At 65.2% G+C, this 24,649-nt stretch carries 21 protein-coding genes; 13 read left to right on the top strand and 8 right to left on the bottom strand.

What is annotated here, in order from left to right:
- Positions 1-194: 194 nt before the first annotated feature.
- Genes BM190_RS24495 through cyoD form a run of 4 tightly spaced genes read left to right on the top strand, consistent with a single transcriptional unit; the run spans position 195 to position 4,042 of the window.
- Positions 195-1,028 (top strand): cytochrome ubiquinol oxidase subunit II family protein, encoded by an 834-nt coding sequence (locus BM190_RS24495; protein ID WP_092259822.1) that lies wholly within the window; start codon positions 195-197, stop codon positions 1,026-1,028.
- On the top strand, positions 1,018-3,018 hold the full coding sequence (gene cyoB, locus BM190_RS24490) for a cytochrome o ubiquinol oxidase subunit I (protein WP_092259973.1): 2,001 nt from the start codon (positions 1,018-1,020) through the stop codon (positions 3,016-3,018). The genes BM190_RS24495 and cyoB overlap by 11 nt, the downstream gene beginning before the upstream one ends.
- On the top strand, positions 3,018-3,659 hold the full coding sequence (locus BM190_RS24485) for a cytochrome (ubi)quinol oxidase subunit III (RefSeq protein WP_092259820.1): 642 nt from the start codon (positions 3,018-3,020) through the stop codon (positions 3,657-3,659). The genes cyoB and BM190_RS24485 overlap by 1 nt, the downstream gene beginning before the upstream one ends.
- A complete protein-coding gene (gene cyoD, locus BM190_RS24480) occupies positions 3,656-4,042 on the top strand; it encodes a cytochrome o ubiquinol oxidase subunit IV (RefSeq protein WP_018322693.1) in 387 nt (128 codons plus the stop codon). The genes BM190_RS24485 and cyoD overlap by 4 nt, the downstream gene beginning before the upstream one ends.
- 219 nt (positions 4,043-4,261) lie before the next feature.
- Here the strand turns inward: cyoD and BM190_RS24475 are convergent, their stop codons facing one another.
- Positions 4,262-5,050 (bottom strand): thermonuclease family protein, encoded by a 789-nt coding sequence (locus tag BM190_RS24475; protein ID WP_092259818.1) that lies wholly within the window; start codon positions 5,048-5,050, stop codon positions 4,262-4,264.
- 200 nt (positions 5,051-5,250) lie between these two features.
- On the opposite strand from BM190_RS24475, the gene BM190_RS24470 reads away from it, so the two are divergent.
- From BM190_RS24470 to BM190_RS24455, 4 genes are all read left to right on the top strand, one after another.
- The gene (locus tag BM190_RS24470) at positions 5,251-6,849 is read left to right on the top strand and encodes a GMC family oxidoreductase (RefSeq protein ID WP_092259816.1); all 1,599 of its coding nucleotides are present in this window, start codon (positions 5,251-5,253) and stop codon (positions 6,847-6,849) included.
- A 7-nt stretch (positions 6,850-6,856) separates the two neighbouring features.
- The gene (locus BM190_RS24465) at positions 6,857-7,303 is read left to right on the top strand and encodes a hypothetical protein (protein ID WP_092259814.1); all 447 of its coding nucleotides are present in this window, start codon (positions 6,857-6,859) and stop codon (positions 7,301-7,303) included.
- A 92-nt stretch (positions 7,304-7,395) separates the two neighbouring features.
- Positions 7,396-8,415 carry a S1C family serine protease gene (locus tag BM190_RS24460; RefSeq protein WP_092259812.1) on the top strand — a complete coding sequence of 340 codons (1,020 nt, stop codon included), beginning with the start codon at positions 7,396-7,398 and terminating at the stop codon, positions 8,413-8,415.
- 56 nt (positions 8,416-8,471) lie between these two features.
- Positions 8,472-10,202, top strand: a complete 1,731-nt coding sequence (locus tag BM190_RS24455) for an FAD-dependent oxidoreductase (protein WP_092259810.1) — start codon at positions 8,472-8,474, stop codon at positions 10,200-10,202.
- Positions 10,203-10,468: 266 nt separating this feature from the next.
- Here BM190_RS24455 and BM190_RS24450 read toward each other — a convergent pair whose 3' ends face one another.
- Complete coding sequence (locus BM190_RS24450) at positions 10,469-13,945, bottom strand: indolepyruvate ferredoxin oxidoreductase family protein (protein ID WP_092259808.1); 3,477 nt, start codon at positions 13,943-13,945, stop codon at positions 10,469-10,471.
- 164 nt (positions 13,946-14,109) lie between these two features.
- Between BM190_RS24450 and BM190_RS24445 the strand changes: the two genes are divergently transcribed.
- From BM190_RS24445 to BM190_RS24435, 3 genes are all read left to right on the top strand, one after another.
- The gene (locus BM190_RS24445) at positions 14,110-15,057 is read left to right on the top strand and encodes a hypothetical protein (protein WP_177237265.1); all 948 of its coding nucleotides are present in this window, start codon (positions 14,110-14,112) and stop codon (positions 15,055-15,057) included.
- A 247-nt stretch (positions 15,058-15,304) separates the two neighbouring features.
- On the top strand, positions 15,305-16,003 hold the full coding sequence (locus BM190_RS24440) for a cysteine hydrolase family protein (protein WP_092259804.1): 699 nt from the start codon (positions 15,305-15,307) through the stop codon (positions 16,001-16,003).
- Between the two features lie 10 nt (positions 16,004-16,013).
- Complete coding sequence (locus BM190_RS24435; RefSeq protein WP_092259802.1) at positions 16,014-17,681, top strand: regulator; 1,668 nt, start codon at positions 16,014-16,016, stop codon at positions 17,679-17,681.
- 78 nt (positions 17,682-17,759) lie between these two features.
- Here BM190_RS24435 and BM190_RS24430 read toward each other — a convergent pair whose 3' ends face one another.
- A complete protein-coding gene (locus BM190_RS24430) occupies positions 17,760-18,764 on the bottom strand; it encodes a helix-turn-helix domain-containing protein (RefSeq protein ID WP_092259800.1) in 1,005 nt (334 codons plus the stop codon).
- Between the two features lie 260 nt (positions 18,765-19,024).
- Between BM190_RS24430 and BM190_RS24425 the strand changes: the two genes are divergently transcribed.
- On the top strand, positions 19,025-20,587 hold the full coding sequence (locus BM190_RS24425) for a YadA family autotransporter adhesin (RefSeq protein ID WP_092259798.1): 1,563 nt from the start codon (positions 19,025-19,027) through the stop codon (positions 20,585-20,587).
- A gap of 73 nt (positions 20,588-20,660) precedes the next feature.
- Positions 20,661-21,146, top strand: a complete 486-nt coding sequence (locus BM190_RS24420; RefSeq protein WP_244550719.1) for a hypothetical protein — start codon at positions 20,661-20,663, stop codon at positions 21,144-21,146.
- Between the two features lie 2 nt (positions 21,147-21,148).
- On the opposite strand, the gene soxA is transcribed toward BM190_RS24420, so the two are convergent.
- The 5 genes from soxA to BM190_RS24395 form a co-directional block, all read right to left on the bottom strand.
- The gene (gene soxA / locus BM190_RS24415; protein ID WP_177237264.1) at positions 21,149-21,928 is read right to left on the bottom strand and encodes a sulfur oxidation c-type cytochrome SoxA; all 780 of its coding nucleotides are present in this window, start codon (positions 21,926-21,928) and stop codon (positions 21,149-21,151) included.
- On the bottom strand, positions 21,925-22,242 hold the full coding sequence (gene soxZ, locus BM190_RS24410; RefSeq protein WP_092259792.1) for a thiosulfate oxidation carrier complex protein SoxZ: 318 nt from the start codon (positions 22,240-22,242) through the stop codon (positions 21,925-21,927). The genes soxA and soxZ overlap by 4 nt, the downstream gene beginning before the upstream one ends.
- Positions 22,242-22,709, bottom strand: a complete 468-nt coding sequence (locus BM190_RS24405; RefSeq protein ID WP_092259790.1) for a SoxY-related AACIE arm protein — start codon at positions 22,707-22,709, stop codon at positions 22,242-22,244. Before BM190_RS24405 ends, soxZ begins: the two co-directional genes overlap by 1 nt.
- Before the next feature lie 8 nt (positions 22,710-22,717).
- On the bottom strand, positions 22,718-23,158 hold the full coding sequence (gene soxX, locus BM190_RS24400) for a sulfur oxidation c-type cytochrome SoxX (RefSeq protein ID WP_092259971.1): 441 nt from the start codon (positions 23,156-23,158) through the stop codon (positions 22,718-22,720).
- Between the two features lie 196 nt (positions 23,159-23,354).
- Positions 23,355-24,626 carry an NAD(P)/FAD-dependent oxidoreductase gene (locus BM190_RS24395; RefSeq protein ID WP_092259788.1) on the bottom strand — a complete coding sequence of 424 codons (1,272 nt, stop codon included), beginning with the start codon at positions 24,624-24,626 and terminating at the stop codon, positions 23,355-23,357.
- Positions 24,627-24,649 lie beyond the last annotated feature (23 nt).

Raw genomic sequence — 24,649 nt, 5'->3', positions numbered from 1 at the left:
GGCCCGACCGGGGAGAAGGGCGCGGCTTTTGCGTTCATGTCATTGACATCGCATGGAATTGCATGTTGCGCCGGCCCAACGCGCATGGCTGGCCCTTGCGGTTCAGGAACCGTTCTGAGGCCGCCGCGTTTGTTGCGGAGCCTTTCCCGCGCTAGGCTCTGTCCCGGGGCTTCCCAACCGCCAGTGGCTTGCCGATGAATCTGCTCGACCCACAAGGGCCCGTGGCTGCGGCCAACAGCACCATTCTGGTCGATTCCGTCTTCATCATGCTCGTGATCGTGGTGCCGACCATTTTCGCGATTCTCGGCTTTGCGTTCTGGTTTCGCGCCTCGAACCCAAAAGCGCGCTACCAGCCCGACTTCGTCTATTCCGGCCGCGTCGAGATGGTGGTGTGGGCGATCCCTGCGCTCACCGTCATCCTGCTCGGCGGCGTCGCCTGGATCGGCTCGCATCAACTCGATCCCGCAGCACCGGTGCGGGGGACCGGAAGCCCGGTGCGGATCCAAGCGGTTTCGCTCGACTGGAAATGGCTGTTCATCTATCCGGACCAGCGCATCGCCACCGTCAACACGCTGACCGTGCCGGCCGGCGCCGAGCTGAACTTTCAGCTGACGTCGTCGGGCGTGATGAACACGTTCTTCATCCCGCAGCTCGGCAGCATGATCTACACCATGAACGGCATGGTGACGAAGCTGAACCTGCGCGCCGACAACGAAGGCAAGCTGCAGGGGTTGTCCGCGCATTTCTCCGGCGACGGCTTTCCCGACATGATGTTCGACGTCAACGTGGTCTCGCCGCTCGCCTTTCCTGAATGGGTGGCGACCACGGCGAAGACCGATGCCGTGCTGAATGAGGACAGCTACAAGAAGCTGATGCAGCAGGGCGTCGAGAAGGGCAGGCCGATCTATCGCCTGGAAGATCCCCGCCTGTTCGACCTGATCGCGACCCAGCACATCCCGCCGGGACCGGGGCCGGAACTGCTCTCCGATGCAGGCCGTCCGCACAGTGGAGGCCACGATGCTCGGTAAGCTCGATTGGTCGGCCATTCCGTTCGATCAGCCCATCCCGCTGGTCGCGGGCGCAGTGGTGCTGGTCGCGATCCTCGGCGTGCTGACCTGGGTCGTGGTGAAGGGGCATCTGCCCTATCTCTGGAGCGAATGGATCACCAGCGTCGATCACAAGCGCATCGGCGTCATGTATATTCTGCTGGCCTCGGTGATGCTGCTGCGCGGTGGCAGCGACGCCATCATGATGCGGATCCAGCAGGCCGTCGCCTACCAGTCGCAGGGCTACCTGCCGCCGGAGCACTACAACCAGATCTTCTCGGCGCACGGCACCATCATGATCTTCTTCGTGGCGATGCCGTTCGTGATCGGGCTGATGAACCTGATCGTGCCGCTGCAGCTCGGCGTGCGCGACGTCGCTTTCCCGACGCTCAACTCGGTCGGGTTCTGGCTGACCGCGACCGGTGCGCTGCTGGTCAATCTCTCGCTCGTGATCGGCGAGTTCGCGCGCACCGGCTGGCTCGCCTTTCCGCCGCTGTCGGAGCTGTCCTATTCGCCGGGCGTCGGCGTCGACTATTACGCCTGGTCGCTGCAGATATCCGGCGTCGGCACGCTGGTCGCCGGCATCAACCTTGTCACCACGGTGCTGAAGCTGCGCACCAGGGGCATGAATTATTTGCGCATGCCGATGTTCTGCTGGACCACGCTGGCCTCGAACCTCCTCATCGTCGCGGCCTTCCCGATCCTCACCGCCACGCTCGCGATGCTGCTGCTCGACCGCTACCTCGGCTTCCACTTCTTCACCAACGAGGCCGGCGGCAACGTCATGATGTTCATGAACCTGATCTGGGCCTGGGGACATCCGGAGGTCTACATCCTGGTGCTGCCGGCGTTCGGCATCTTCTCCGAGGTGGTCTCGACCTTCTCCGGCAAGGCGCTGTTCGGTTATCGCTCGATGGTGCTTGCGACCATGGCGATCTGCGTCATCTCCTTCATGGTCTGGCTGCATCATTTCTTCACGATGGGGGCAGGGCCGGACGTCAACGCCATCTTCGGCATCGCCAGCATGATCATCGCGGTGCCGACCGGTGTGAAGATCTACAATTGGCTGTTCACGATGTATGGCGGCCGCATCCGCTTCGCGACGCCGATGCTGTGGGCGGTCGGCTTCATGGTGACATTCATCATCGGTGGATTGACCGGCGTCCTGCTCGCGGTGCCGCCCGCAGACTTCATGCTTCACAACAGCATGTTCCTGGTGGCGCACTTCCACAACGTCATCATCGGCGGCGTGTTGTTCGGCGCCTTCGCCGGCTTCGAATATTGGTTTCCCAAGGCGTTTGGTTTCCGCCTCGACGAGCGCTGGGGCAAGCTGGCGTTCTGGTTCACCTTTCTCGGCTTCTTCATCACCTTCATCCCGCTCTACATCGCCGGCATGCTCGGCATGACCCGGCGCATGCAGCATTATGACGTCGCGGCGTGGCGGCCCTGGATGATCGTTGCAGCAATTGGCATGGCCGTGCTCACGATCGGGGTGATCTGCCAGATCATGCAGCTCGTGGTCAGCATCCGCAACCGCGAGGCGCTGCGCGACCGTACCGGCGATCCCTGGGACGGCCGCTCGCTGGAATGGGCGACCTCGTCGCCGCCGCCGGTGTTCAACTTCGCCTTCAATCCCGATGTGCGCGGCGAGGACGCCTATTGGGACATGAAAATCCATGCCCAGCAGCAATCGCTCGAACGCGACAGGCCGGAATATCAGGACATCGAGATGCCCCGGAATTCCCCGACCGGCTTCGTCTGCGCGTTCTTCGCCACCGTCATGGGCTTTGCACTGATCTGGCACATCTGGTGGATGGTGATTTTGGGCGGTCTCGGCGCGTTCGCGACCTTCGTCGTTTTCGCCTGGCGCGACCATGACGAATACGTCATTCCCGCGGAGGAGGTCGCAGCGATCGACCGCATCAATCTCGAGGAACGACGCAGCCTCGTCAGCATGGCGGGGACGGTCTGATGGCGATGACTGCGACCGCCGGCCACGCGCATGCCGATCCCCATCACATCGGGCTCGTCATCGAGCACCCCGGACCCGCTTCGAAGCGGATCGTGACCGCCTACGGCTTCTGGATTTTCCTGCTCTCCGACATCGTGATGTTCTCCTGCTTCTTCGCGGCCTACGCGGTGCTGTCCGGGCAGACGGCCGGCGGCCCGAAGGGCTCGGAGATTTTCGAGCAGAGGAACGTCGCGATCGAGACCGTGTGCCTGCTGTTGTCGAGCTTTACCTGCGGCATGGCCAGCATCGCGGCCGATGTGCGCAACCGGTTCTGGTTCTATCTCGGGATGACCGTGACCTGCGTGCTCGGGCTGATCTTCCTCGTCATCGAGTTCCGCGAATTCGCCGACCTCGTCGCGCGCGGCTATGGCCCGTCGCGCAGCGCCTTCCTGACCGCGTTCTTCTCGCTCGTCGGCTGCCACGGCCTGCATGTCTCGGCCGGCGTGCTGTGGCTCCTCACCATGATGGCCCAGGTGTTTGCCAAGGGCTTCCGCGCCGACGTCCTGCGCCGGATGATGTGCTTTGCGCTGTTCTGGCACGCGCTCGACATCGTCTGGGTCGGGGTATTCTCCGTCGTCTATTTGCTTGGGAGTGCCGCATGAGCGATCAGAGCCACGCGCGGAGCGACCACGACCTCGCGCCGGGCGAGGAAGAGCAACACAGTGTCGGCACCCGTATTCTCGGCTACGTCGTCGGCCTTGTCCTGGCTCTGCTGCTCACGGCGACGTCGTTCTTCATCGCCGGCACCGATCTGGTCTGGCAGCCCTCCATCCCGGTTGCGTTGATCGTGCTGGCGATCGCGCAGATGGGGGTGCATCTGGTGTTCTTCCTGCACATCACGACCGGTCCCGACAACACCAACAACGTGCTGGCGCTGGCCTTCGGCCTGCTGGTGGTCTTCCTGGTGGTGGGCGGCACGGTCTGGATCATGGCGCATCTGAATGCGAACATGCCGCCGATGGACCAGATCATGCGGATGCAGTGATAGCACCGCCCAAAAAAGAAGAGCCGCTTGTTGTGACAAGCGGCCCAAGTCTAGGGAGGAAACGCCCAAGCAGGGCAATCAGGCCGGAGCCGGATTGCTGCCAAGGAAACGCCCGCGCAAGCGCTTGCGTACCTTTATGAGTGCAGCAACTCGCGAAGGGGTTCAATTCCGGATCAATACGGTCATGGACTACTACTCACGGATGCGTGAGGGAATTTTTCACTTCGGCCGGCGGCAATTGTAGGCCTTGCGGAAGCCGGCCGCCTGGGCGTCGTCCTCCGAGCAGAACCAGCGGTCCGGCTTGGTGGTCGCCGGGTAGCTCGGGCAACCCCGCAGATGATAGATGCCGATGTTGCCGGTGACGCGTGCGCGCACCGCGAGCTTTCCCTTGATGCTGCAACTCGGCGGCATCGTCAGCTCCTCCGGGAACAGCACGGCGCGAATTTCCTTGTCGCGGTCCGGACGGCAGGCGGCACCCAGCAGTGCGCCGTCCTTCTTGCCCGCGCGGAAGTCTTGCGGCGCAACAAAACACCCCTTCCAGATCCCGGCGGCGGCCGACTTGGCCTCGGCCACGGCCGGCTTGACGTTCGCCTTGATCGGCTCCCGCGCGACGGCAAAGCCGAGCTTGACCAGCTGTTCGTTCAGGCTGGCCTTGTCGCCCTCGGCCGTGCAGATCGCCCGGTGCCGCTTGCCAAAGCTCTTCTCCGGCCCGACATCGTCACAGCGCACGGAGCGCTTGTTGATCAGCTTCGCCAGCTGGTCGCGAGCCTCGATGCCGCAGGTCCAGGAATCGGCGTGGTCGTCGATGCAGACCTGGTCGAGCTCGGGCGCGTCGACGCCGTCGAGCCGGTAGGTGACGTCGCCAAGCTGGATGGAGTTGCCGTCGCGGACTATCGCGGCGGCGGTCAGCGCGGAAGCCGGCTCGGAAGACGCCAGGACTCCGGACAAGGCGAAAAACAAAACGAGCGCAAAAGCGCGGGCGGCGGCAAAGACATTTCGGAAGGACATGCGGTCTCGCTATCGATTGCTCGTGCGCCTGTTCCTAGCATCCGGATGTGGCGATACCAATGGTCTGCACCCTGCGAAGTGCGACATTCCGGCCCCGCGGCTTTACTCCCCGCCCGCTCTGACCCTATCGTTCGCAGGCCTTGCGGACCGTGCAGGCTGAATCGCCCGGGAAGCGGCGAGGGCGGGAGGAAAAGGTTGCGATGAAAGACCCCGTGGACGTCCTGATCATCGGCGCCGGCGCTTCGGGCGCGGCGGTGGCGTGGTCGCTGGCCGAGACCAAGATGCACATTCTCTGCCTGGAGCAGGGCGGCTGGATGAACCCGGCGGAATATCCCAGCACGGGCCGGGACTGGGAGGCCAAGTTCTACGGCGAGTGGTCGTCGAGCCCGAACGTGCGCGGCCGGCCCGAGGACTATCCGATCAACGACGACAATTCGCCGATCAAGGTCGTGAACTACAACGCGGTCGGCGGCTCCACGGTGATGTACACCGCGCACTGGCCGCGGCTGCATCCCTCCGATTTCAAGGTGAGGACGCTGGACGGCGTCGCCGACGACTGGCCGATCGATTACGACGCGCTGACCCCGTTCTTCGAGGAGAACGATCGGATCATGGGCACGTCGGGCTTGTCAGGCGATCCGCTCTCGCCGCTGACGCATCCGCCGATGCCGCAACAGCCGCTCGGATTGTCCGGCGCCATCATCGGCAAGGCCATGAACAAGCTCGGCTGGCACTGGTGGCCGTCGGATACGACGGTCGCGACGATGGACTATGAGGGCCGGGCGCGCTGCATCAATCTCGGCCATTGCACGCCGGCCTGCGCGCAAGGCGCCAAATCCTCCACCGACATCACCTATTGGCCACAGGCGATCCGCGCCGGCGTCGAGCTGCGCACCCATTGCCGGGTACGCGAGATCACCACCGACGAGAGTGGCATGGCCTCCGGCGTGGTCTATTACGACAAGGACGGCGTCGAGCAGTTCCAGCCCGCGCATGTCGTCATCATCGCCTGCAACGGCGTCGGCACGCCGCGGCTATTGCTGAACTCGGCGTCAAACCGCTTTCCGAACGGCCTTGCCAATTCGTCGGGCCTCGTCGGCAAGAATTTGATGTTCCATCCCTATGCGCAGATCTACGGCTATGTGAAGGAGCCGACCGATAGCAACCGCGCGCCGCCGACCTGCCTGTGGAGCAAGCAGTGGTACGACACCGACCTGTCGCGCGGTTTCGTGCGCGGCTATGGCGTTCAGTTCGTGCGCGGGGCCGGACCGGTGTTCGAGGCTGTCGTCAGCGAGCAGAAGGGCATTCTGCCCTGGGGCGAGGATCATCACCGCGTCTTCCGCAAGCTGAACGGCCACCGGCTCGGATTTTCCGCGATCTGCGAGGATCTGCCGGAGGAGCATAATCGCGTCACGCTCGATCCCGTGCTCAAGGACAGTCACGGCATTCCCGCGCCGAAGATCGACTACACCATCAGCGAGAACAGCCGGAAGATGATGGAGCATGCGCTGGCGCGCGGCCGGGAGATTTTGGAGACCGCGGGCGCCACCGATATCTGCATCAATTCGCCGATCCCCTGGGGCGGCTGGCACCTGCTCGGTACCGCGCGGATGGGCACCGACCCAGAGCGCTCCGTGGTCAATGAATGGGGCCGCACGCACGACGTGAAGAACCTCTTCATCGTCGACGGCAGCATCTTCGTCACGTCGGGCGGCGTGAACCCGACCTCCACCATCCAGGCCCTCGCGCTCTACATCGCCGACCAGATGAAGCAGCGCCTCGCCAATTTGTTTGATTAAGGCCGCCATGTCCGCAGACAATCTCACGCGCACCCAACGCGACGACCTCCGCAGCATCGCCGCGATGATCGTTCCCGCCAGCGACGAGTACAAGGTGCCCGGCGCCGACGATCCCGCGATCCAGGCAGATATGCTCGCAACGCTTGGCCGCGATACCAAATTGGTCGCGGCCGCGCTGGATGATCTGGCGCGGCTGGCAGGAGCGCCGCTCGCCGAGCTCGATGCCACCAGACGCGATGCGGTGGCGCAGGAGTTTCGCAAGCACGGCGGCGTCGCCGCCGCGACGCTCGTCCGTGTCGTGCTGCAATGCTACTACCGCGACGACCGCGTGCTGGGTTCGCTGGGGATCGAGCTGCGGGCGCCATTCCCGAAGGGCCATGTGCTTCCGGATGGGGACTGGTCGCTGCTCGATCCGGTGAAGGCGAGGGCAGGCACGCTGCGGCGGGCGCCCTAGCCATCTGGGCAGTCCAGCCCTGCGCGCCCGACGGGCACCTTGCGCGGCCGGGCACAGGCCACCATCTGTGTGAGCCTTCAAGGACTCTTGCCATGCTGGATTTCACCTCAGATATCGTCGATGACGGCGCGTCATCGCGAACGACAGCATCTGCGCCGGCCGATGACCGGGCGTTGCTGGACGCCTATTCCAATGCCGTGATCGATGTGACCGACCGGGTCGGCCCCGCGGTCGTGCGTGTCGAGACCGGGCCAAAAGTGCCGAACGGCCGTGAGCGCGGCGGGCTCGGCTCGGGCATCGTGATCTCGCCTGATGGCCTCGTCCTCACCAACAGCCACGTGGTCGGCACGTCGAAGGAGATCCGGCTGCGCGACGTCGAGGGCCATGTCGGCGACGCCCAGGTGCTCGGCGTCGATCCCGATACCGACCTTGCGCTGCTGCGCGCCAACGGCGTGCGCCATTTGCCCTATGCCGCGCTCGGCAATTCCAAGACGCTGCGCCGCGGCCAACTCGTGATCGCGATCGGCAATCCGCTCGGTTTCGAATCGACCGTGACCGCCGGCGTGGTCTCGGCGCTCGGCCGCTCGATCCGCTCGGTGAGCGGGCGCACCATCGAGGACGTGATCCAGACCGACGCCGCGCTCAACCCTGGCAATTCCGGCGGCCCGCTGCTGTCGTCGAATGCCGAGGTGATCGGCATCAACACCGCCATCATCAACGGCGCTCAAGGCATCTGCTTCGCGGTTGCCAGCAACACCGCGCAATTCGTGCTGTCGGAGATCATCCGTCACGGCTATGTCCGTCGCGCCTATATCGGCGTCGCCGGACAGACCGCGCCGATCCCACGGCGGCATGCGGTGCTGGCCGGCATCGAAAACAAGATGGGCGCATTGCTCGCGCAGATCGAGCCGGATGGTCCGGCGGCGAAGGCGGGCCTGTTGCCTGGCGACGTCGTCATCAGGCTCGACGGCGTTGAGATGAACGGCGTCGACGATTTGATCCGCGTGCTCGACCGCGACCGCATCGGCCGGCGGCTCGCCATGGACGTGCTGCGGCTCGGCCGCCTGCGGGCGATCGATATCGACCCGATCGAGCGCAAGCCGCAGCGCTAGCGTGGGACGGGCGAGGCGGGGTATGACGGTGTCATGCCTCGCCTTCGGAAACCCGCATGATGCCGGCACACGAGACCTACGACGTCATTGTTATCGGCGCCGGTGTCGGCGGCATGACGGCGGCGGCCGTGGCCGCTGCGCAAGGCCTGCGCGTGCTGGTGATCGAGAAGACCGCGTTCGTCGGCGGCACCACCGCCTGGTCCGGCGGCATGGTCTGGATTCCCGCCAATGCCAGAATGAGGGAGGCCGGGCTCTCCGACAGCGTCGCGGATGCCGTCCAATATCTGTCGAGCACGGTGCCCGAGCCCGCCAATGCCGGTCTGCGCGCCGCCTTCCTCGCGCGCGGGCCCGAGGCGATCGCCTATCTCGAAGCCAACACGGAGGTACGCCTCCAGCCAGTGAAGGCCTGTCCGGATTGTTATCCGGAGCGGCTCGGCGCGACGCCCGGCGGCCGCGTGTTGGAGCCGGTCGGTTTCGACGGCACGCGGCTCGGCGGCGCTTTTGCGCGATTGCGGCCACCGTTGCCGGAGTTCACGCTGTTCGGCGGGATGATGGTCGATCCTCGCGACGTTCCGCATTTGCGCAGTGTTGGAAAATCGCTGCGCTCGACCCTGCGTGCGGCGCGGCTGATCTCTCGATATGCGCTGCAGCGGCTGCGGAGCCCGCGCGGCACGTCGCTGTATCTCGGCAACGCACTTGCCGCGCAGCTCTATGCTTCGGTGCTGGCGCGGCAGGTTGAAGTTCTCTTCAGCGCCGATGTCGAAGACCTCTCGATGCAGGGCGACCGCGTCAGTGGCGTGGTGATCCGTCACGGCTCGCGCGACCGGCCGATCGCAGCGCGCCGCGGCGTGGTGCTGGCAACCGGCGGGTTCTCGCACGACGCCGTATTGCGCAAGCGCTTTTTCCCGGCGGCGGCTGGATTCGTCTCGGCGACCAGCCCTTCCAGCACCGGCGACGGACTTCGGCTGGCGGCAGCGACTGGTGCCGCGCTCAATGCGGATGCGACCAGCCCGGCCTATTGGGTGCCGGCCTCGCTATTCCGCCGCGCCGACGGCAGCCGTGGCGTGTTCCCGCACCTTGTGGCCGACCGCGCCAAGCCCGGCGTGATCGCCGTCAACACAGCGGGCCGACGTTTCGTCAACGAGGCGCTATCTTACCACGAATTCGTGCTGGCCATGCTGCGCGACAGCAATGGCGAGCCGGACCGGCGGTTCTATTTGATTTGCGATCGCCGGTTCCTGTGGGCTTACGGCCTCGGCCGGATCAGGCCGTTCACGCGGAGCTATCGGCGCTATGTGGCGAGCGGCGAGTTGGTCGAGGCGCCTGATATCGCGGGGCTCGCGGCGAAGATCGGCATCAAGCCGCGGGTGCTGGCGGCGACGATCGCGAGCTACAACCAAGGCGCGAAGGAGGGGCGCGATGGCGAATTCGGCCGCGGCAGCACCATCTATCAGCGCCACCTCGGCGATATCAGCCGCAAGCCTAATCCCTGCGTCGCGCCCATCCTCCGCGCGCCGTACTTCGCGATGCGCATCCATCCGGCCGATCTCGGCACGGCCGTCGGCATGAAGGTCGATCCGCAAGCCCGGGTGCTGCGCGCGGACGGCACGCCGATTGCGGGCCTTTATGCCTGCGGCAATGACATGGGCTCGATCATGAACGGGAATTATCCGGGACCGGGCATCACGCTGGGGCCGGCACTGGTGTTTGGATATATCGCAGGAAGGCATCTGGCGGAGGGAAGCGTCACACGTGAGACCGCTGCAGGCGTGTCGGCGTCGGTTTAGCTATTTCCACCGCTGCCATGCTCCGCGAAAGTGGGGCATCCAGTACGCCGCGGCCCATCGGTTCAATCACAACCGCCTCGGAGTACTGGATCGCCCGGTCCCGGCTCCGCCAAGGCTACGCCGCGGCCCACACGAGCGCTTGGCACGCCGAAGCTTCAGCGAAGGCGGCAAGCCGGGCGATGACACTGAGTATGTGGCGAGACTCTGGATTGCTTCGTCGCAAGGGCTCCTCGCAATGACGTGGAGAGAACCTGCGTTCTTAGCCGCTACTCCGCCGCCGCCGCAAAACGGCTGTTCTCCAGCTCCGCCTCCAGCCGTACCGTCTCGGCCGCCGCCAGCTTGATGTTGGTCTCCTTGACGTGGCCGAAGCCTCGGATCGTCTCGGGCACGCGCGCGAGGCGTGCCAGCAGCGGGATCTGCTCTGCCTTCAGCCCGGCCATCCGCTGATCGATCATCGCCAGATAATCCTCAACCAGCTTGCGCTCGGTCCGGCGCTCCTCGGTGCGGCCGAACGGATCGAGCGCGCTGCCGCGCAGGAACTTGAGCTTGGCGAGAACGCGGAAGGCATGGATCATCCAGCCGCCGAACTCCTGCTTCTGCAGCCGGCCCGTCGACTTGTCGCGCTGTGCGAAGATCGGTGGTGCCAAATGGTATTTCAGGGTGAAGTCGCCGTCGAATCTCTCCGAGACCTTCTTCGCGAAGCTGCCGTCGGTGTAGAGCCGGGCGACCTCGTACTCGTCCTTGTAGGACATCAGCTTGAACAGATTTTTGGCGACGGCCTCGGCCAGCTCGGTTGATGCGGGCGAGGCGGCCGTTTCCGCCTTGCGCACTTTTGCAACGCCCGCGAGGTAGCGGTCGGCATAGGTCTTGTCCTGATAGCCAGTCAGGAATTCCGCGCGCGTCGCGACGATGTCGTCGAGCGACTTGGTCGGCGCCGACGCTCGGCTCTTGAACTGCAGCACGCTGCGCACCCGCGACATGTCGTGGGCGGCCAGGCGGCCCCAGGTGAAGGCGAGCTTGTTCATCTCGATCGCGGCGCCGTTGATTTCGATGGCGCGCAGCAGCGCTTCCAGCGACAGCGGGATCGCGCCCTTCTGGAAGGCAAAACCGAGCATGAAGGGGTTGGTCGCGATGCTGTCGCCCATCAGCGCGGCGGCAATGCCCGTGGCGTCGATGATGTCGAGGTTCTTGTCGCCGACGGCGTCGCGCAGCACGGTCTGCATCGTGCCCATCTCGAAGTCGAGATCGGGGTTTTGCACAAAGCTCGCGGTCGGCTGCAGATCGGCGTTGATGTAGGCTTTGGTCACGCCACGTTCGGCGCGGCTGAGCGCGGTGGGGCCGGCCGAGACGATCATGTCGCAACCGAGAATGACGTCGGCGCCGCCCGTGGTGATGCGGACCGCGGAGATGTCTTCAGGCCTCCGTGAGATGCGGACATGGCTCATCACGGCGCCGTTCTTCTGCGACAGGCCGGTGAAGTCGAGCGCCGAGCAGCCGCGGCCGTCGACATGGGCCGCCATGCCGAGCAGGGCGCCGATGGTGATGACGCCGGTGCCGCCGATGCCGGTGACGAGGATGTTGTAGGGCGCGTCCAGCTCGCGTGCGGGCGGCAGCGGCAAATCGGCGAACAGCTGGCCGGAATCGACGGCCGAAGTCTTCATGCGCTTGAGCGAACCGCCATGGACGGTCACAAAACTCGGGCAAAAACCCTCGACGCAGGAAAAGTCCTTGTTGCAGTTCGACTGGTCGATCTGGCGCTTGCGGCCGAACTCGGTCTCCAGCGGCTGCACCGAGACGCAGTTGGAGGCCTGCGAGCAGTCGCCGCAACCTTCGCAGACCAGCTCGTTGATGAAGGCGCGCTTGGCGGGATCGGGATAAAGCCCGCGCTTGCGGCGTCGGCGCTTTTCCGCGGCACAAGTCTGGTCGTAGATCACCACTGTAAGACCCTTGATGTCGCGCAGCTCGCGCTGAACAGCATCGAGCTCGCGGCGGTGATGGATGGTCGCGCCTTGCGGGAAGTAGTTTCCTTGCGGATACTTGTCCGGATCGTCCGAGACGATTGCCAGGCGCTTGACGCCCTCGGCCCAGACCTGATGCGCGATCTGCGCGACGTTAAAGGCGCCTTCGGCGGGCTGGCCGCCGGTCATCGCGACGGCGTCGTTATAAAGGATCTTGTAGGTGATGTTGATTCCGGCGGCCGATGCCGCGCGGAGCGCCAACAGCCCGGAATGGGTGTAGGTGCCGTCGCCGAGATTCTGGAAGATGTGCGTCTCGCTCGTGAAGGGCGACTGGCCGATCCAGTTCACGCCCTCGGCGCCCATATGCGAGATCAGATCGGTGCGGCGGGTCGGCATGCTCAGGGCCATGCCGTGGCAGCCAATGCCGGCCATGGCGCGGCTGCCTTCAGGCACGCGGGTCGAGGTGTTGTGCGGACAACCCGAGCAGAAGAACGGCGTGCGAGCCAGCTTGATCTGCGTGCCGGTGGTGACCGGATTGTCAAAGGCCTCGAGCCGCGCGAGGCGCTGCTCCAGCACCGGACTGTGATGGCCGAGCTTGCGCAAGCGCGCCACCAGCGCGCCGGCGACGATGGTCGGCGTCAGCTCGCCCTCGCTCGGGAGCAGCGGCGTGCCGCTTTCGTCGCGCTTGCCCGTGATCGTCGGGCGCCGCGATGCATCGATGTTGTAGAGGATGCGCATCAGCTGGTCTTCGATGAAGCCGCGCTTCTCCTCGACCACGAGCACGTCCTGAAGACCATCGGCGAAACGCTTGGCGCCGCTTTCTTCCAGCGGCCAAGTCAGGGCAACCTTGTAGATGCGAAGACCGAGGTCCTGCGCGTCCTTGTCGGTGATGCCGAGATCAGCCAGCGCCTGGCGCAGATCGAGATAGGCCTTGCCGGTCGCGACGATGCCGAGCCGCGCAGGCTTCGAATCGAGCACGATGCGGTCGAGCTGGTTGGCGCGGGCGAAGGCCTGCACCGCCGCCATCTTCGGGCCGAACAGGCGCCGCTCCGCTTCCAGCGGCGGATCGGGCCAGCGGATGTTGAGGCCGCCGGGCGGCATCTCGAAATCGTCAGGGAGCACGATCTTGATGCGTTCAGGGTCGCTGTCGATCGACGCCGAACTCTCCACGGTTTCGCTGATCGCCTTGAAGCCGACCCAGCAGCCGGAGAAGCGCGACAGCGCAAAACCGTAGAGGCCGAGATCGAGATAGTCCTGCAGCGTCGCCGGATTGATCACGGGGATCAGCGCAGCTGCAAACACCTGCTCGCTCTGATGCGCCAGCGTCGAGGACTGGCAGCCGTGGTCGTCGCCGGCCAGCGCCAGCACGCCGCCATTGAGCGCGGTGCCGGCCGCATTGGCATGCTTGAGGGCATCGACCGAGCGATCGACGCCGGGGCCCTTGCCGTACCAGATGCCGAAAACGCCATCGACCTTGGCGCCCGGAAACAAGCCGACCTGCTGGCTGCCCCAGACCGCAGTCGCCGCCAGATCCTCGTTCAGGCCAGGGACGAAGGCGATGTCATGCTGCTGGAGGTGCGACTTCGCGCGCCACAGCGCGTGGTCGTACATGCCGAGCGGGGAACCGCGATAGCCGGAGATGAAGCCGCCGGTGTTGAGGCCCTGGAGCCGGTCGCGTTCGCGCTGCAACATGGGCAAGCGAACCAGAGCCTGTGTGCCGGACAGGAAGATCCGCTTCGATTCGAGCCGGTATTTGTCGTCCAGCTCGACCTGCAACAGCGTCATTTCGGCAGTCCTTGTGTGGTAGTCCGGCGAGGGATTTTGCGCCGCGGGAGGCTTGCGGCTTTGCGAAGCGAGAGATGCCAGTCAAGAGCATGGGCCGGCGAAGTCAATATCGCTGGCCGCATCCGTGGCGCTCCTGCTAGTCATGGCTTCCAGTGGAGAACATCATGGCTGCAAACGCATTCGACACCGAGATCACAGCGACGGCCGAGGCCCTGATTGGACCGTGGCGCCAGCCGCGTCAGATGCTGCAAGCGCAAACCTATGATGCGCACGCGTCCATTCACGACGACGCCACCGCGCAGAAGCTCGGCTTCAAGGGCGGCACCATCGAAGGCCCGACGCATTTCAGCCAGTTCGCTCCGCTCTGCGCGCAGCTGTGGGGACACACCTGGTTCGAAACCGGCTGCCTGTCCGCGCATTATCGCAGCGTCTGCTATGAGGGCGAGGAGGTGCAGGCGATTCTGTCGAAGCCACTGCCCGGGACAAGCCAGTGCCAGATCCAGATGGTCAAGCGCGACGGCACCGAGGTGCTGCGCGGCACGGCTTCGGTCGGTGAACCGCACGCAGCGACTGCGCTGGAGGCGCGCCTCGCCGAGCTCAAGCCGCTCGCCGATCCCGTCATCCTGCGCGACGTCAAGGTGGCGCAGACCGGCAAGCGACAGACGGTCCGCATGGCGTTCGATCAGACCATGGGCGACCTCTATCCGTTCTCGCTGCGGCAGAAGCTCGCCGTCATCACCGAGAATTCGCCTTACTATTCCGGCGCCGACAACCCCTGGGGCAGACCGATCATCCCGATGGAGATGCTGAGCGTGCTGTTCCAGTATCGCTCGAAGGACGATCCGCTCCCGGCCAAGGGCCCGGCCGTCGGCCTGTTCGCCGATCAGGAGATCCGGCTGATCAAGGGCCCGCTCTTCGAGGGCGAGGAGTACGAAGTCGAGCGCGAGGTGGTCGCGCTCTCCGGCAGCCGCCGCACCGAAAGCGCCTGGGTCAGGACACGCGTGTTCGACAAGGCGGGCACCATGGTGGCCACCATGCTGCTGAACATGGCGACGATGAAGGACTCCTATGCGCCGTACGAGGAAGAGTATCGGCAGCTGTATGGGGCGTAAGAGCGATGGCTGCACCCTCTCCCCTTGTGAGGGGAGAAGGGAAGAATGCTGCCAATCGGCCGCCCATCCTTTAAGCAGATGCACGCGGGGAAGCCGTCGCACAGGTAATATGCAGGCGCCGATCGCTTGCGTAACCTTCTGACTACACAACGAATTCCCTCGCGTCCGGCGCTCCACCGCAATTGTACACAATGGCACGGCGCTTGCAGAACTCCGGCAAAGAGAGTTCTCGCGAGGGACGGGCGTCATGCTGGACTCAAGCAAGTCGACATTGGGCGTCATCAGCGCCGAGCCCGAGCCGATCAAGCTCGACTGGCCGAGCACCGCGCTTCTCATCATCGACATGCAGCGCGACTTCATGGAGCCCGGCGGCTTCGGCGAGACGCTCGGCAACGACGTCAGCCAGCTTGCGCGCGCGGTGAAGCCGATCGGCACCGTGCTGACGGCGGCGCGCGACACCGGCATGCTGGTGATCCACACCCGCGAGGGCCATCTGCCCGATCTCTCCGACGCGCCGCCGGCGAAAGTCGAACGCGGCGCGCCGTCTTTGCGCATTGGCGACCCCGGTCCGATGGGCCGCATCCTCATTCGCGGCGAGGCCGGTCACGACATCATTCCCGAGCTCTATCCGCTCGACAGCGAGATCGTGATCGACAAGCCGGGGAAGGGCGCGTTCTACGCCACCGAGCTCGGCGACGTGCTGGAGAAATACGGCATCGAGAATTTGCTGGTGTGCGGCGTCACCACCGAAGTGTGCGTCAACACCACAGTGCGCGAGGCCAATGACCGCGGCTATCGCTGCGTCGTCATGTCGGACGGCTGCGCATCCTACTTCCCCGAGTTTCACGAGATGGGCCTGAAGATGATCAAGGCCCAGGGCGGCATCTTCGGCTGGGTCGCAACCTCAGCCGCAGTCCTGGAGGCAATGAAGGTTTCGACCACATAGGGGTATTGTCATGAGCACGTTGACGGGGACGGCCGGCAAATCTGACTTGAACAAGTCCGAGTTCAAGCCGGCACTATGGACATCGGGCGACTGGAATGCGTTCTTCGGCTTCGGCACCAACATCCTCGTCAACATGCTGGTGCTCACGGGGCTCCTGCGCTTCGTCTTGAAGATGCCGGACAGCCTGGTGTTCGGCCGCATCCTGCCCGCACTCGGGCTGATGATGTGCCTCTCGACCTTCTACTACGCCTACCTCGCCTACCGTTTGGCGCAGAAGACCGGCCGCAACGACGTCTGCGCGCTGCCCTCAGGCGTCAGCGTGCCGCATATGTTCATCGTCACCTTCGTCATCATGCTGCCGATCACGCTGAAGACCGGTGACCCGCTCAAGGGCTGGTCGGCCGGCCTGGTCTGGGTGTTCTTCCAGAGCTTCATTCTCATGATCGGCGGCTTCATAGCGCCATTCATCCGCAAGATCACGCCGCGCGCGGCGCTGCTCGGTACGCTCGCCGGCGTCTCGGTCACCTTCATCTCGATGCGGCCGGCGCTTGAGATGTATATGACGCCGCAGATTGGTCTCGTCTGTTTCGCCATCATCCTGGTGAGCTGGTTCGGCGGCGTGAAATATCCTCGCGGCATTCCCGCGGGCCTCGTAGCCATCGCCGCCGGCATGATCATCGCCTGGGGCTCGAACCTGTTCGGTCTTGGCCTCGGTGGACTTAGCGTCAAAGGTGTCGGCGATGCCTTCGCCAATTTCGGCTTCTCGGTGCCGATTCCCGCCGTGGGCTACGTGTTCTCCGGCTTCGAATTCCTCGGCATCATCCTGGTCACCGCCATTCCGTTCGGCATCTATGACCTCGTCGAAGCCATGGACAATGTCGAGAGCGCGGAGGCAGCGGGCGACGAATATCCGACCACGCGAGTCCTCACGGCGGACGGCGTCGTCAGCCTGATCGGCTGCCTGATGGGCAACCCTTTCATCAACGCCGTCTATATAGGCCATCCCGGCTGGAAGGCGATGGGCGGCCGCATCGGTTACTCCGCCGCAACCGGCATCATGGTGATCGTGCTGGCCTGGTTCGGCATCATCTCGGTGCTGCTGGCCCTCGTGCCCGTGGTCGCGATCTCGCCGATCCTGCTCTACATCGGCATGCTGATCGGCGCCCAGGCGTTCCAGACCACGCCGGTCAAGCACGCGCCCGCGATCGTGCTGGCGCTGACGCCGCATCTGGCCGCCTGGGCCAAGCTGCAGATCGACACGATGCTGGGCTCGACCATGAATGCGGCGGCAACCGTCGGCGGCATGGCCGCCGACAAGGCCGACGCGGTGAAGGCTGCCGCGATCGCCGCGCTGCCGCAGCAGGGCGTGTTCTACCACGGACTGGAGGTGATGGGCGGCGGCTCCATCCTCGGCGGCCTCATCCTGGGCGCGATCGGCGTCTTCATCATCGAGCGCGACTTCGAGAAGGCATCAGGCTTCGCGCTGGTCGGTGCGGTCCTGACCTATTTCGGCTTCATGCATGGCGAGGCCGTCGGCATCGGCGGCGGATTCGGTGTCACGCCCGCCGTTGCGCTGGCCTACGCCGCGATGGCCGCCGGCCTGTTCGCGGCCAGCAAGCTTGGCGCCGGCGGACACTATGCCGCCCATCCGGAGCTGTCGGCCGCGCCGGCGGAATAGGAGAAGCGAAGCGGAGATTGCGGCCGGGCGGCGATATGCTGCCCGGCCGTTTCCTTTCAAGCCGCACGACAAGGCAAGTCAACCGAGCTGGTTGATCCACTCGCGGAATAGCTCCGGGCCAGCGTCGACGGCAGCTGCGAGATCGCGGGAGTCGCGCGCTGCGCGCGGCGAGTAGCCGAAGCGTTGCCGGAAGCTGCGGCTGAAATGGGCCTGGCTCACGAAGCCGAATTCAGCTGCGATCTCCGCATTCCAGCGGTCTTCGTCGGCGTCATCCAGCAGCACATGGATCGCCTCGAGCCGCCGTCCGCGGATGTAATCGGCGACGCCCGCCAGCGGCGTGAAGACCCGATAGAGCACCGAGCGCGACACGCCGATCTCGCGGCAGATGGTTGCCACCGAGAGATCGGGGTGACCGAGGTTCTGATCGATGAAACGGCTGGCGCGATGAAGGATGGCGATGTCGCGCCGGGCGAGCCCTTGCTCGCGCGGCCGCGCGGCCATGCCGAAACATCCGCGCAGCAGCCCGAGCGTCGTCTGGATCGCCTCGGGCGCCTCGTTCCCGTCCATCGCCGGAAGCCGTCGTCGCAGCAGTCCCATCTGATCGGCGAGCACGCGGCCGGCGGCGCCGTCGAGGACGAGCCCGTGCAGGTCGAGACCATCGGGCGCGGCGTTGACGATTGCATCGCGCTCGACGTCGAGGCTGATCGTGTCGGTCGCCGTGGCGATGCCGTCGAAGCGCCGGGTCAGGTCGAGCACTAGCACCTGGCCGGGGCCGGCCGAGATCGGCTCGCCGTCGACCTCGCCGCTCCAGGCGCCGCGACGGAGCAACAGCAGCGCGAATGAGTTGCGGCCATCGGCCTTTGCCAGCGCGGCGGTGCGGGTGAAGCGCACGGGCCCCATCTTGGTGGATGCGGTCACCAGGCCGCCCAGCAGCCAGGCCTCGGCCAGAACCTCGAAGTCGTCGCTGGACGTGCCTTCGGGGACCGACACCTCGTAATGGGTGAGAATCGCGCGGTAGCGATCGAGCCGCTCGGCGGCGGGTAGCTCCGCTGTATCGAACCGCAGATACGGAATTTTCGTCATGCCAGGCCGCTCCCTCCGGCAGTTGGTCTGCAAATTGGGACGATCAGGCAAGTTTCCACGCCGTCGAACCGCAGTCTCCGGGCATGAATATTCATATTATCGCGCGCGGGCCAGACGTGAGTGTTTGCCGGCCCGAGCAATTTGCAATGACGTGAAGGTGAGCGATGGATAGGCGAGGGGCGGGTCTTGCGGTGCGGTTGGCCGAAGGGCGGACCGGCGAGACAGCGGGACGAACGCGGGGGGAAGCGACGCGGCGGCAAATGTGGCCGGCTGCGATCTGTGTCGTGGTGGCGCTCGCGCTGGCCGCGGTCGTCGACGTGTCATCCGCGCAGGCACAGTTCGTCTGTACCGACGCCAGCAACAGCACCGGCGGCGCTGTCGCCGTTGCCGCCGGAAGCACGGCGTGCGGTGCCAGCAGCACGGCGGGCGGTGCATCCGGCACGGCCTATGGCGCCTCCAGCACTGCCTCTGGCTATAATGCTCTCGCCGTCGGCGCTTCTAGTCAGGCGACCAACGTGCAGACCACCGCGATGGGATTTGGCGCCCTCGCGATCGGTCAGCACGCCTCCGCCGCCGGCGCGCAGAGCGCGGCGACCGGCTACGAGAGTACCGCCTACGGCTATGTGAGCAGTGCGACCGGCAATCAAACCGTGGCCGTTGGCGCCAACAGCAGTGCACCCGGCTGGTACTCGACGGCGGTGGGTGCCGCCTCCCGGGCGTCCGGCGACTTCGCAACTGCGACCGGTGGCCGGAGCACCGCGACTGGCCTCGCCAGCTCAGCTTACGGCGCGGACAGCTACGCGTATGCCGACAGTTCGGTGGCGGTCGGATCGTGGGCGGTCGTCAACGCCGGCAGCACGAGCGGAACGGCTGTCGGCAACAACACCACGGTGACCGGCGTCAACAGCACCGCGGTCGGTGCGTTCAACACCGTCACCGGCACCAACAGCGGTGCATTCGGCACGGGTCAAACCGTGCGCGGCAATGGCAGCTACGCCATCGGCGACCCCAATACGCTGAACGGCAATGGCAGCTTCGTGCTCGGCGACAACAACACCGTCAACGGCACCAACCAGACCGGCCGGGGCGACAACGTCAATGTGGTCGGCTCCAACAACGCGGTGGCCGGCACGGCGAGCGCTGCCGGATCCTCCGTGTTCGGCTCCGGCAACACCGTCAATGCGTCCAATGCGCTGGTGATGGCGAACGCGGGGACCGTAACCGGCGCGGGCGGCATCGCAATCGGCAACACCGTTTCGGTCACTGGGGCCAATGCCCTCGCTGTCGGCAACAATTCCAGCGCCGGCTTTGCCAATTCCGCCGCCTTCGGCAATGGCGCTACAGTGACCCGCGCCAACCAGCAGACGTTCGGGACGACCGGCAACACCTACACTATGGCCGGCATCACCTCTTCGGCCAGCAAGGCTGCGCAGAGCGGCACGACCCAGCTTGTCACCTCCGATGGCGCCGGCAATCTCGCGACCACGACGCTTGCCAATCTCGGCATCGCCTCGGCCAGCGATCTCAGCGCCATCAATGGCCAGCTCGCCAACATCAACGGCCGCCTCGACGACCTCAGCAGCAGGACCAGCAAGGTGACCAGCGGCGTCGCCATGGCCTTTGCCATGGCCGGCGTGCCGACGCTGCTGCCGAATGAGAGTTTTGCCGTGACCATGAACTACGGGACCTTCGAGCGGGCCAACGGTCTCGCGTTCAACGCGGCACTACGTCTCAATCAGAACATGCAGTTCAACGGCGGAATAGGTTACGGGCCCGACCAGCGGGTCGCCGGCGGACGCGTCGGCTTGCGCATGGGCTGGTGAGTGCATGGTCGTATCGCCACGATTGATCGTAGGCACGATCCTCATCGTAGCCTGCGCACCCATGCGTGCGGAGATGCAATCACCGCCTTCCGGCTTTGCGGATCGTTGGGCGGTTCAGCCCGCCGCGGCCCCGACACGACAGGGCGGGCCGCAGGTCACCGTCGAGCAGGCACTCTATCTGATCCGCTCCTCGCTCCTGACGTTGAATGACGCCAATCGCTCCGGCAATTATTCGGTGTTGCGCGACCTTGCCGCACCTGAATTCCAGGCCAGGAATAGCGCCGCCGATCTCGCGCTTGCGTTCTCCGACCTGCGGGCCCGCAAGTTCGACCTGTTTGGAGCCGCACTTCTCGCCCCGCGATTGTCGGCGGCACCCAACGTCAATGGCCGCGGCATGCTGCGGCTCAGCGGCACCATTCCGACGAGGCCGTTGCAGATCGATTTCGATCTGATGTTTCAGGATGTCGGCGGTAGCTGGAGGCTCCATGGACTATCGGTCGCGACACCCGCGGCTGCGGCCGAAGCCACCTCGCCGCAAGCGGAAGCCTCAAAGCACTAGTCTCAGGGCCGGACAGCCGGCGTCTCCATCGGCAAGCCGCGCGCCCGCGACATCAGATAAAGCTCGAGCGCGACCAGCTCGGGCGAGCCGTAATCATAGGCCTGGGCGCGGACGCCGCTCATGCAGCTGCGCAGCCGTCGCTCCAGCGATCCCAGCGTTTGCCATTCCAGGCGGTAGAGCGGATAGCCGGTCGGCTGTCCCTGCGTGATCGGCGCGCCCGCAAGGCGCTTGTCGAAATTGTCGTCGTGGCAATTGGTGCAGGCGAGGTTGAGCTGGCCCTGCCGCTGCATGAAGAGGTCGCGGCCTTGCTCCACGAAGGGCTTTGCTTGCGGATCGTCGCCGGCAGTGATCGCGACACCGCGCGATTGATGGGCGACGAAGGCGGACAGCGCCAGGAGCTCGCGGCTCTCGTAGGGCAGTGGCGACGCCTGCTGATGATTGGAGCGGCAGAGATTGATGCGCTGGTCGAGCGTGACGGGGCGACTGAGCGCCTTGTCGAAGGCCGGGTAGCGTGCGGCAACACCCTTCATGCTGGTGCGTGCATCGCCATGGCAATCCGCGCAGGCTTTCTCGGCTCTGCCGGTCTTCTTGTCCCATAGCTGTTCGCCATCGAGCACGAACAGCATGCCGGGATTGGAGGTGTCGTCGTCCTGCATGGCGCGCGTGTCCGGGCCCATGAAGGAGTAGCCGGACCGGCGCGCATCGTGCGGGACTTCACCAGCGAGCAGGGCAGGCGCTGCGGCGAACAATGCGGCCGCTGCTATCGCGCGCCAAACGCTCATTCGACAATGATCGATGCCGACGCGGTGGAGGAATAGCCGTTGTCGCCGATCCACTCGAACTCGAACTTGCCGCTTTCCCTGGCGACCGTGAAGAACGACAGATAAGGATTGGCCGCGATCGCCGGAAACAGATCGGCGCGGAAGATCTCGGCGCCGTTGTAGCGGCAGGTGAAGCTCGTGATGATGTCTCGCGGCACCAGCTTGCCGTCTGTGGTATGGCGGAAGCCTGTTTCCATGATGTGCGAGGTCAGCGTGCGGATCTCGATGACGTCGCCGCGCTTCGCCTTCGCGGGAACGTTGATGAGCGCGGCCATCAGTTCATCTCCTCGGTGCAGGCGGCCAGCGTAACGACCACGTCGGCGGCGACCTGCCAGAACGTGTCGTCGGACAGGCGGGTGATCGCCACCACCTTCTGGGTGTCGGCGAGGCGGATGCGTGTCGCGACCTGAGCGCGGCCGGTGGAGGGGCCGAAATAGAAATTGCCGATGTTCGGCTGCGGGTTCTTCTCGTTGAAGACGTGGATGCTCTTGACGTGGTCGTCCGCCGTCATCGGGCTTGCAACGCTCACCGTCATCGGCACGGTGTTGCCGTTCTCGACCAGCGGCGGAATGTCGAGCTTCACCCTGCCGGTGCGAATTGGTGCTTCGCCGACGACATTGCGGATTGCGGTGTTGAGCATCGCGGGCGTCGCGTGAAGCGGACGCAGGGTGACGATCGGGATCGTCCCGGCGGCCGCCACGCCTCCGGCGAGGCTCAGAAATTGTCGTCGCGTGGTTGGCATGAACAGTCCTAGTCGCGAAGCGTTGCAAGAAAAGCCACGATGTCCTCGATCTCCGCCGCCGACAAGATCGGCTTGCCGGTGAAATTGCGTCCGACTCGCACGAGGTCGCCGTTGCGATAATAGGACGGCATGATGGTGTCCGGGTTGAAGCGCGCCGCATCGACCAGCCGAAGCCGCAACTGACTCACCGACCATCGGTTCCCGGCGCCTGTGAGGTCAGGCGCGAGATCTCCCTGGAACCGCGTTTCCGGGAAAGGGCCGGAATGGCAGAGGATGCAGGTCGTGGTGCGCGCCAGCACCAGCGCGCGGCCGCGCACGGCATCGCCTGGCGCGCCCGTGAGAGAAGCCGGGATGCCTTCGCCTACGATCTTGTAGGGCGCGAGTTCGTCTGCCTTGGCAAGCGAGGACAGGGCGAGGATCGCCGCGATGAACGCAGCAACCGCAGAAATCGGACTGGGTGCACGGTGCCGCCGCGAACTCCGCTTACCTCTCCCGCTTGCGGGAGAGGTCGCCGCGCAGCGGCGGGTGAGGGCTTTTTCCTCTTGGGGAGTCTCGCGAGTGGAGACACCCTCTCCCCAACCCTCCCCCGCAAGCGGGGGAGGGAGCGCACCTAGCTCGTGGCGGCAACTTGGTCCCATCATCGCTCTAACCAAAGACGTCCGCCGTGATGATTTGAAACCAGCGCTCGGCTTCGGTCGCCTCGCGGGCGCGCAATTCGCGCGGGGCATCGACTGGGCTCGTCGCGCCGCCCTCGACCTCGGCAAAGATGTCGCCTTTCGGCTGATAATTGCCTGCAAGCAAAAATCCATAGCCTGGCGCGACGGTGTTGTAGCAGACGCCGGTCAGCCGTGGCGTCTCGGGTGCTCGGCCCGCGAGCAAAGCGACGATGGCAGCGGCGCACGCCTTGCCTTGCCCGCTTGCAGCCGATGCCGATTTGGGAATGCCGCCGCCGAGGCAGGCGTCGCCGATGACGTGGATGTTCTTGACGAGCTTCGACTCGAAGGTCACGGGATCGATCGGACACCAGCCGGTGTGGTCCGCCACGCCAGCGATCTCGGCAATGCGTCCCGCGCGTTGCGGCGGAATGACATTGGCGACATCTGGCGTGTAGTTGCCGAACTCGGTGACGATGGTCATGGTCGCCGGATCGACTGAGGTGACGCGGCCGCCTTGTGACAGCGCGATGCGCTCGATCATGTCGCCATAGAGCTCCTTCCACGCCCTCTCGAACAGCCGCTGCTGGGAGAAATTGTCCTTGGCGTCGAGGATCAGAACTTTCGAGCGTGGCTTGTTCGTCTTCAGGTAATGCGCAATCAGGCTGGCACGCTCGTAAGGCGCCGGCGGGCAACGCAAGGGATTAGCGGGGATTGCGATCGCGACCGTGCCGCCGTCAGCCATTGCTTCCACCTGCCTGCGCAGCAGCAGGGTCTGCGCGCCGGCCTTCCAGGCGTGCGGCATCTTCTCCGATGCGGCGTCGTCATAGCCGGGCAGGGCTTCAAAGTGGAAGTCGATGCCGGGCGAGAGCACGAGGCGGTCATAGGCAAACGTGGCGCCATCGGCGGCCTTCACGCTGCGCTTTTGCGCGTCGACGGCCGTCGCGGCCTGAGCAGCGACGGTGACGCCCTCGGCGGCGAGCCTGTCATAGCCGAACTGCTGCGCGTCCATCTCGCGCAGGCCGGCGATCACCTCGTTGCTGAAGGGGCACGAAGTGAAGGTCTTGTTCGGCTCGATCAGCGTCACCTGCAAGCCCGCCTGCGCGCGCTTGAGCGCCCGCGCGCAGGCCGCTCCACCAAAGCCGCCGCCGACCACGACGATGCGGCCTGCGGATTGCGCGCGCAGGATCGAGGGGACGACGAACGATGTGGCCGCGGCGGTGATGCCGAGAACGGCATTCCGCCGCGTCACCAGCGCATTCATGAATCTTGTCCGCAAAATGCCGC

This window comes from Bradyrhizobium sp. Rc3b (assembly GCF_900114915.1).
Taxonomy (GTDB): domain Bacteria; phylum Pseudomonadota; class Alphaproteobacteria; order Rhizobiales; family Xanthobacteraceae; genus Bradyrhizobium.
This window is presented reverse-complemented; position numbering and strand designations above follow the sequence as displayed.

Coding starts and splice junctions, on each gene's coding strand:
- BM190_RS24495 (WP_092259822.1), top strand. CDS start 195: ATGAATCTGCTCGACCCACAAGGGCCCGTGGCTGCGGCCAACAGCACC.
- cyoB (WP_092259973.1), top strand. CDS start 1,018: ATGCTCGGTAAGCTCGATTGGTCGGCCATTCCGTTCGATCAGCCCATC.
- BM190_RS24485 (WP_092259820.1), top strand. CDS start 3,018: ATGGCGATGACTGCGACCGCCGGCCACGCGCATGCCGATCCCCATCAC.
- cyoD (WP_018322693.1), top strand. CDS start 3,656: ATGAGCGATCAGAGCCACGCGCGGAGCGACCACGACCTCGCGCCGGGC.
- BM190_RS24475 (WP_092259818.1), bottom strand. CDS start 5,050: ATGTCCTTCCGAAATGTCTTTGCCGCCGCCCGCGCTTTTGCGCTCGTT.
- BM190_RS24470 (WP_092259816.1), top strand. CDS start 5,251: ATGAAAGACCCCGTGGACGTCCTGATCATCGGCGCCGGCGCTTCGGGC.
- BM190_RS24465 (WP_092259814.1), top strand. CDS start 6,857: ATGTCCGCAGACAATCTCACGCGCACCCAACGCGACGACCTCCGCAGC.
- BM190_RS24460 (WP_092259812.1), top strand. CDS start 7,396: ATGCTGGATTTCACCTCAGATATCGTCGATGACGGCGCGTCATCGCGA.
- BM190_RS24455 (WP_092259810.1), top strand. CDS start 8,472: ATGATGCCGGCACACGAGACCTACGACGTCATTGTTATCGGCGCCGGT.
- BM190_RS24450 (WP_092259808.1), bottom strand. CDS start 13,945: ATGACGCTGTTGCAGGTCGAGCTGGACGACAAATACCGGCTCGAATCG.
- BM190_RS24445 (WP_177237265.1), top strand. CDS start 14,110: ATGGCTGCAAACGCATTCGACACCGAGATCACAGCGACGGCCGAGGCC.
- BM190_RS24440 (WP_092259804.1), top strand. CDS start 15,305: ATGCTGGACTCAAGCAAGTCGACATTGGGCGTCATCAGCGCCGAGCCC.
- BM190_RS24435 (WP_092259802.1), top strand. CDS start 16,014: ATGAGCACGTTGACGGGGACGGCCGGCAAATCTGACTTGAACAAGTCC.
- BM190_RS24430 (WP_092259800.1), bottom strand. CDS start 18,764: ATGACGAAAATTCCGTATCTGCGGTTCGATACAGCGGAGCTACCCGCC.
- BM190_RS24425 (WP_092259798.1), top strand. CDS start 19,025: ATGTGGCCGGCTGCGATCTGTGTCGTGGTGGCGCTCGCGCTGGCCGCG.
- BM190_RS24420 (WP_244550719.1), top strand. CDS start 20,661: ATGCAATCACCGCCTTCCGGCTTTGCGGATCGTTGGGCGGTTCAGCCC.
- soxA (WP_177237264.1), bottom strand. CDS start 21,928: ATGAGCGTTTGGCGCGCGATAGCAGCGGCCGCATTGTTCGCCGCAGCG.
- soxZ (WP_092259792.1), bottom strand. CDS start 22,242: ATGGCCGCGCTCATCAACGTTCCCGCGAAGGCGAAGCGCGGCGACGTC.
- BM190_RS24405 (WP_092259790.1), bottom strand. CDS start 22,709: ATGCCAACCACGCGACGACAATTTCTGAGCCTCGCCGGAGGCGTGGCG.
- BM190_RS24395 (WP_092259788.1), bottom strand. CDS start 24,626: ATGAATGCGCTGGTGACGCGGCGGAATGCCGTTCTCGGCATCACCGCC.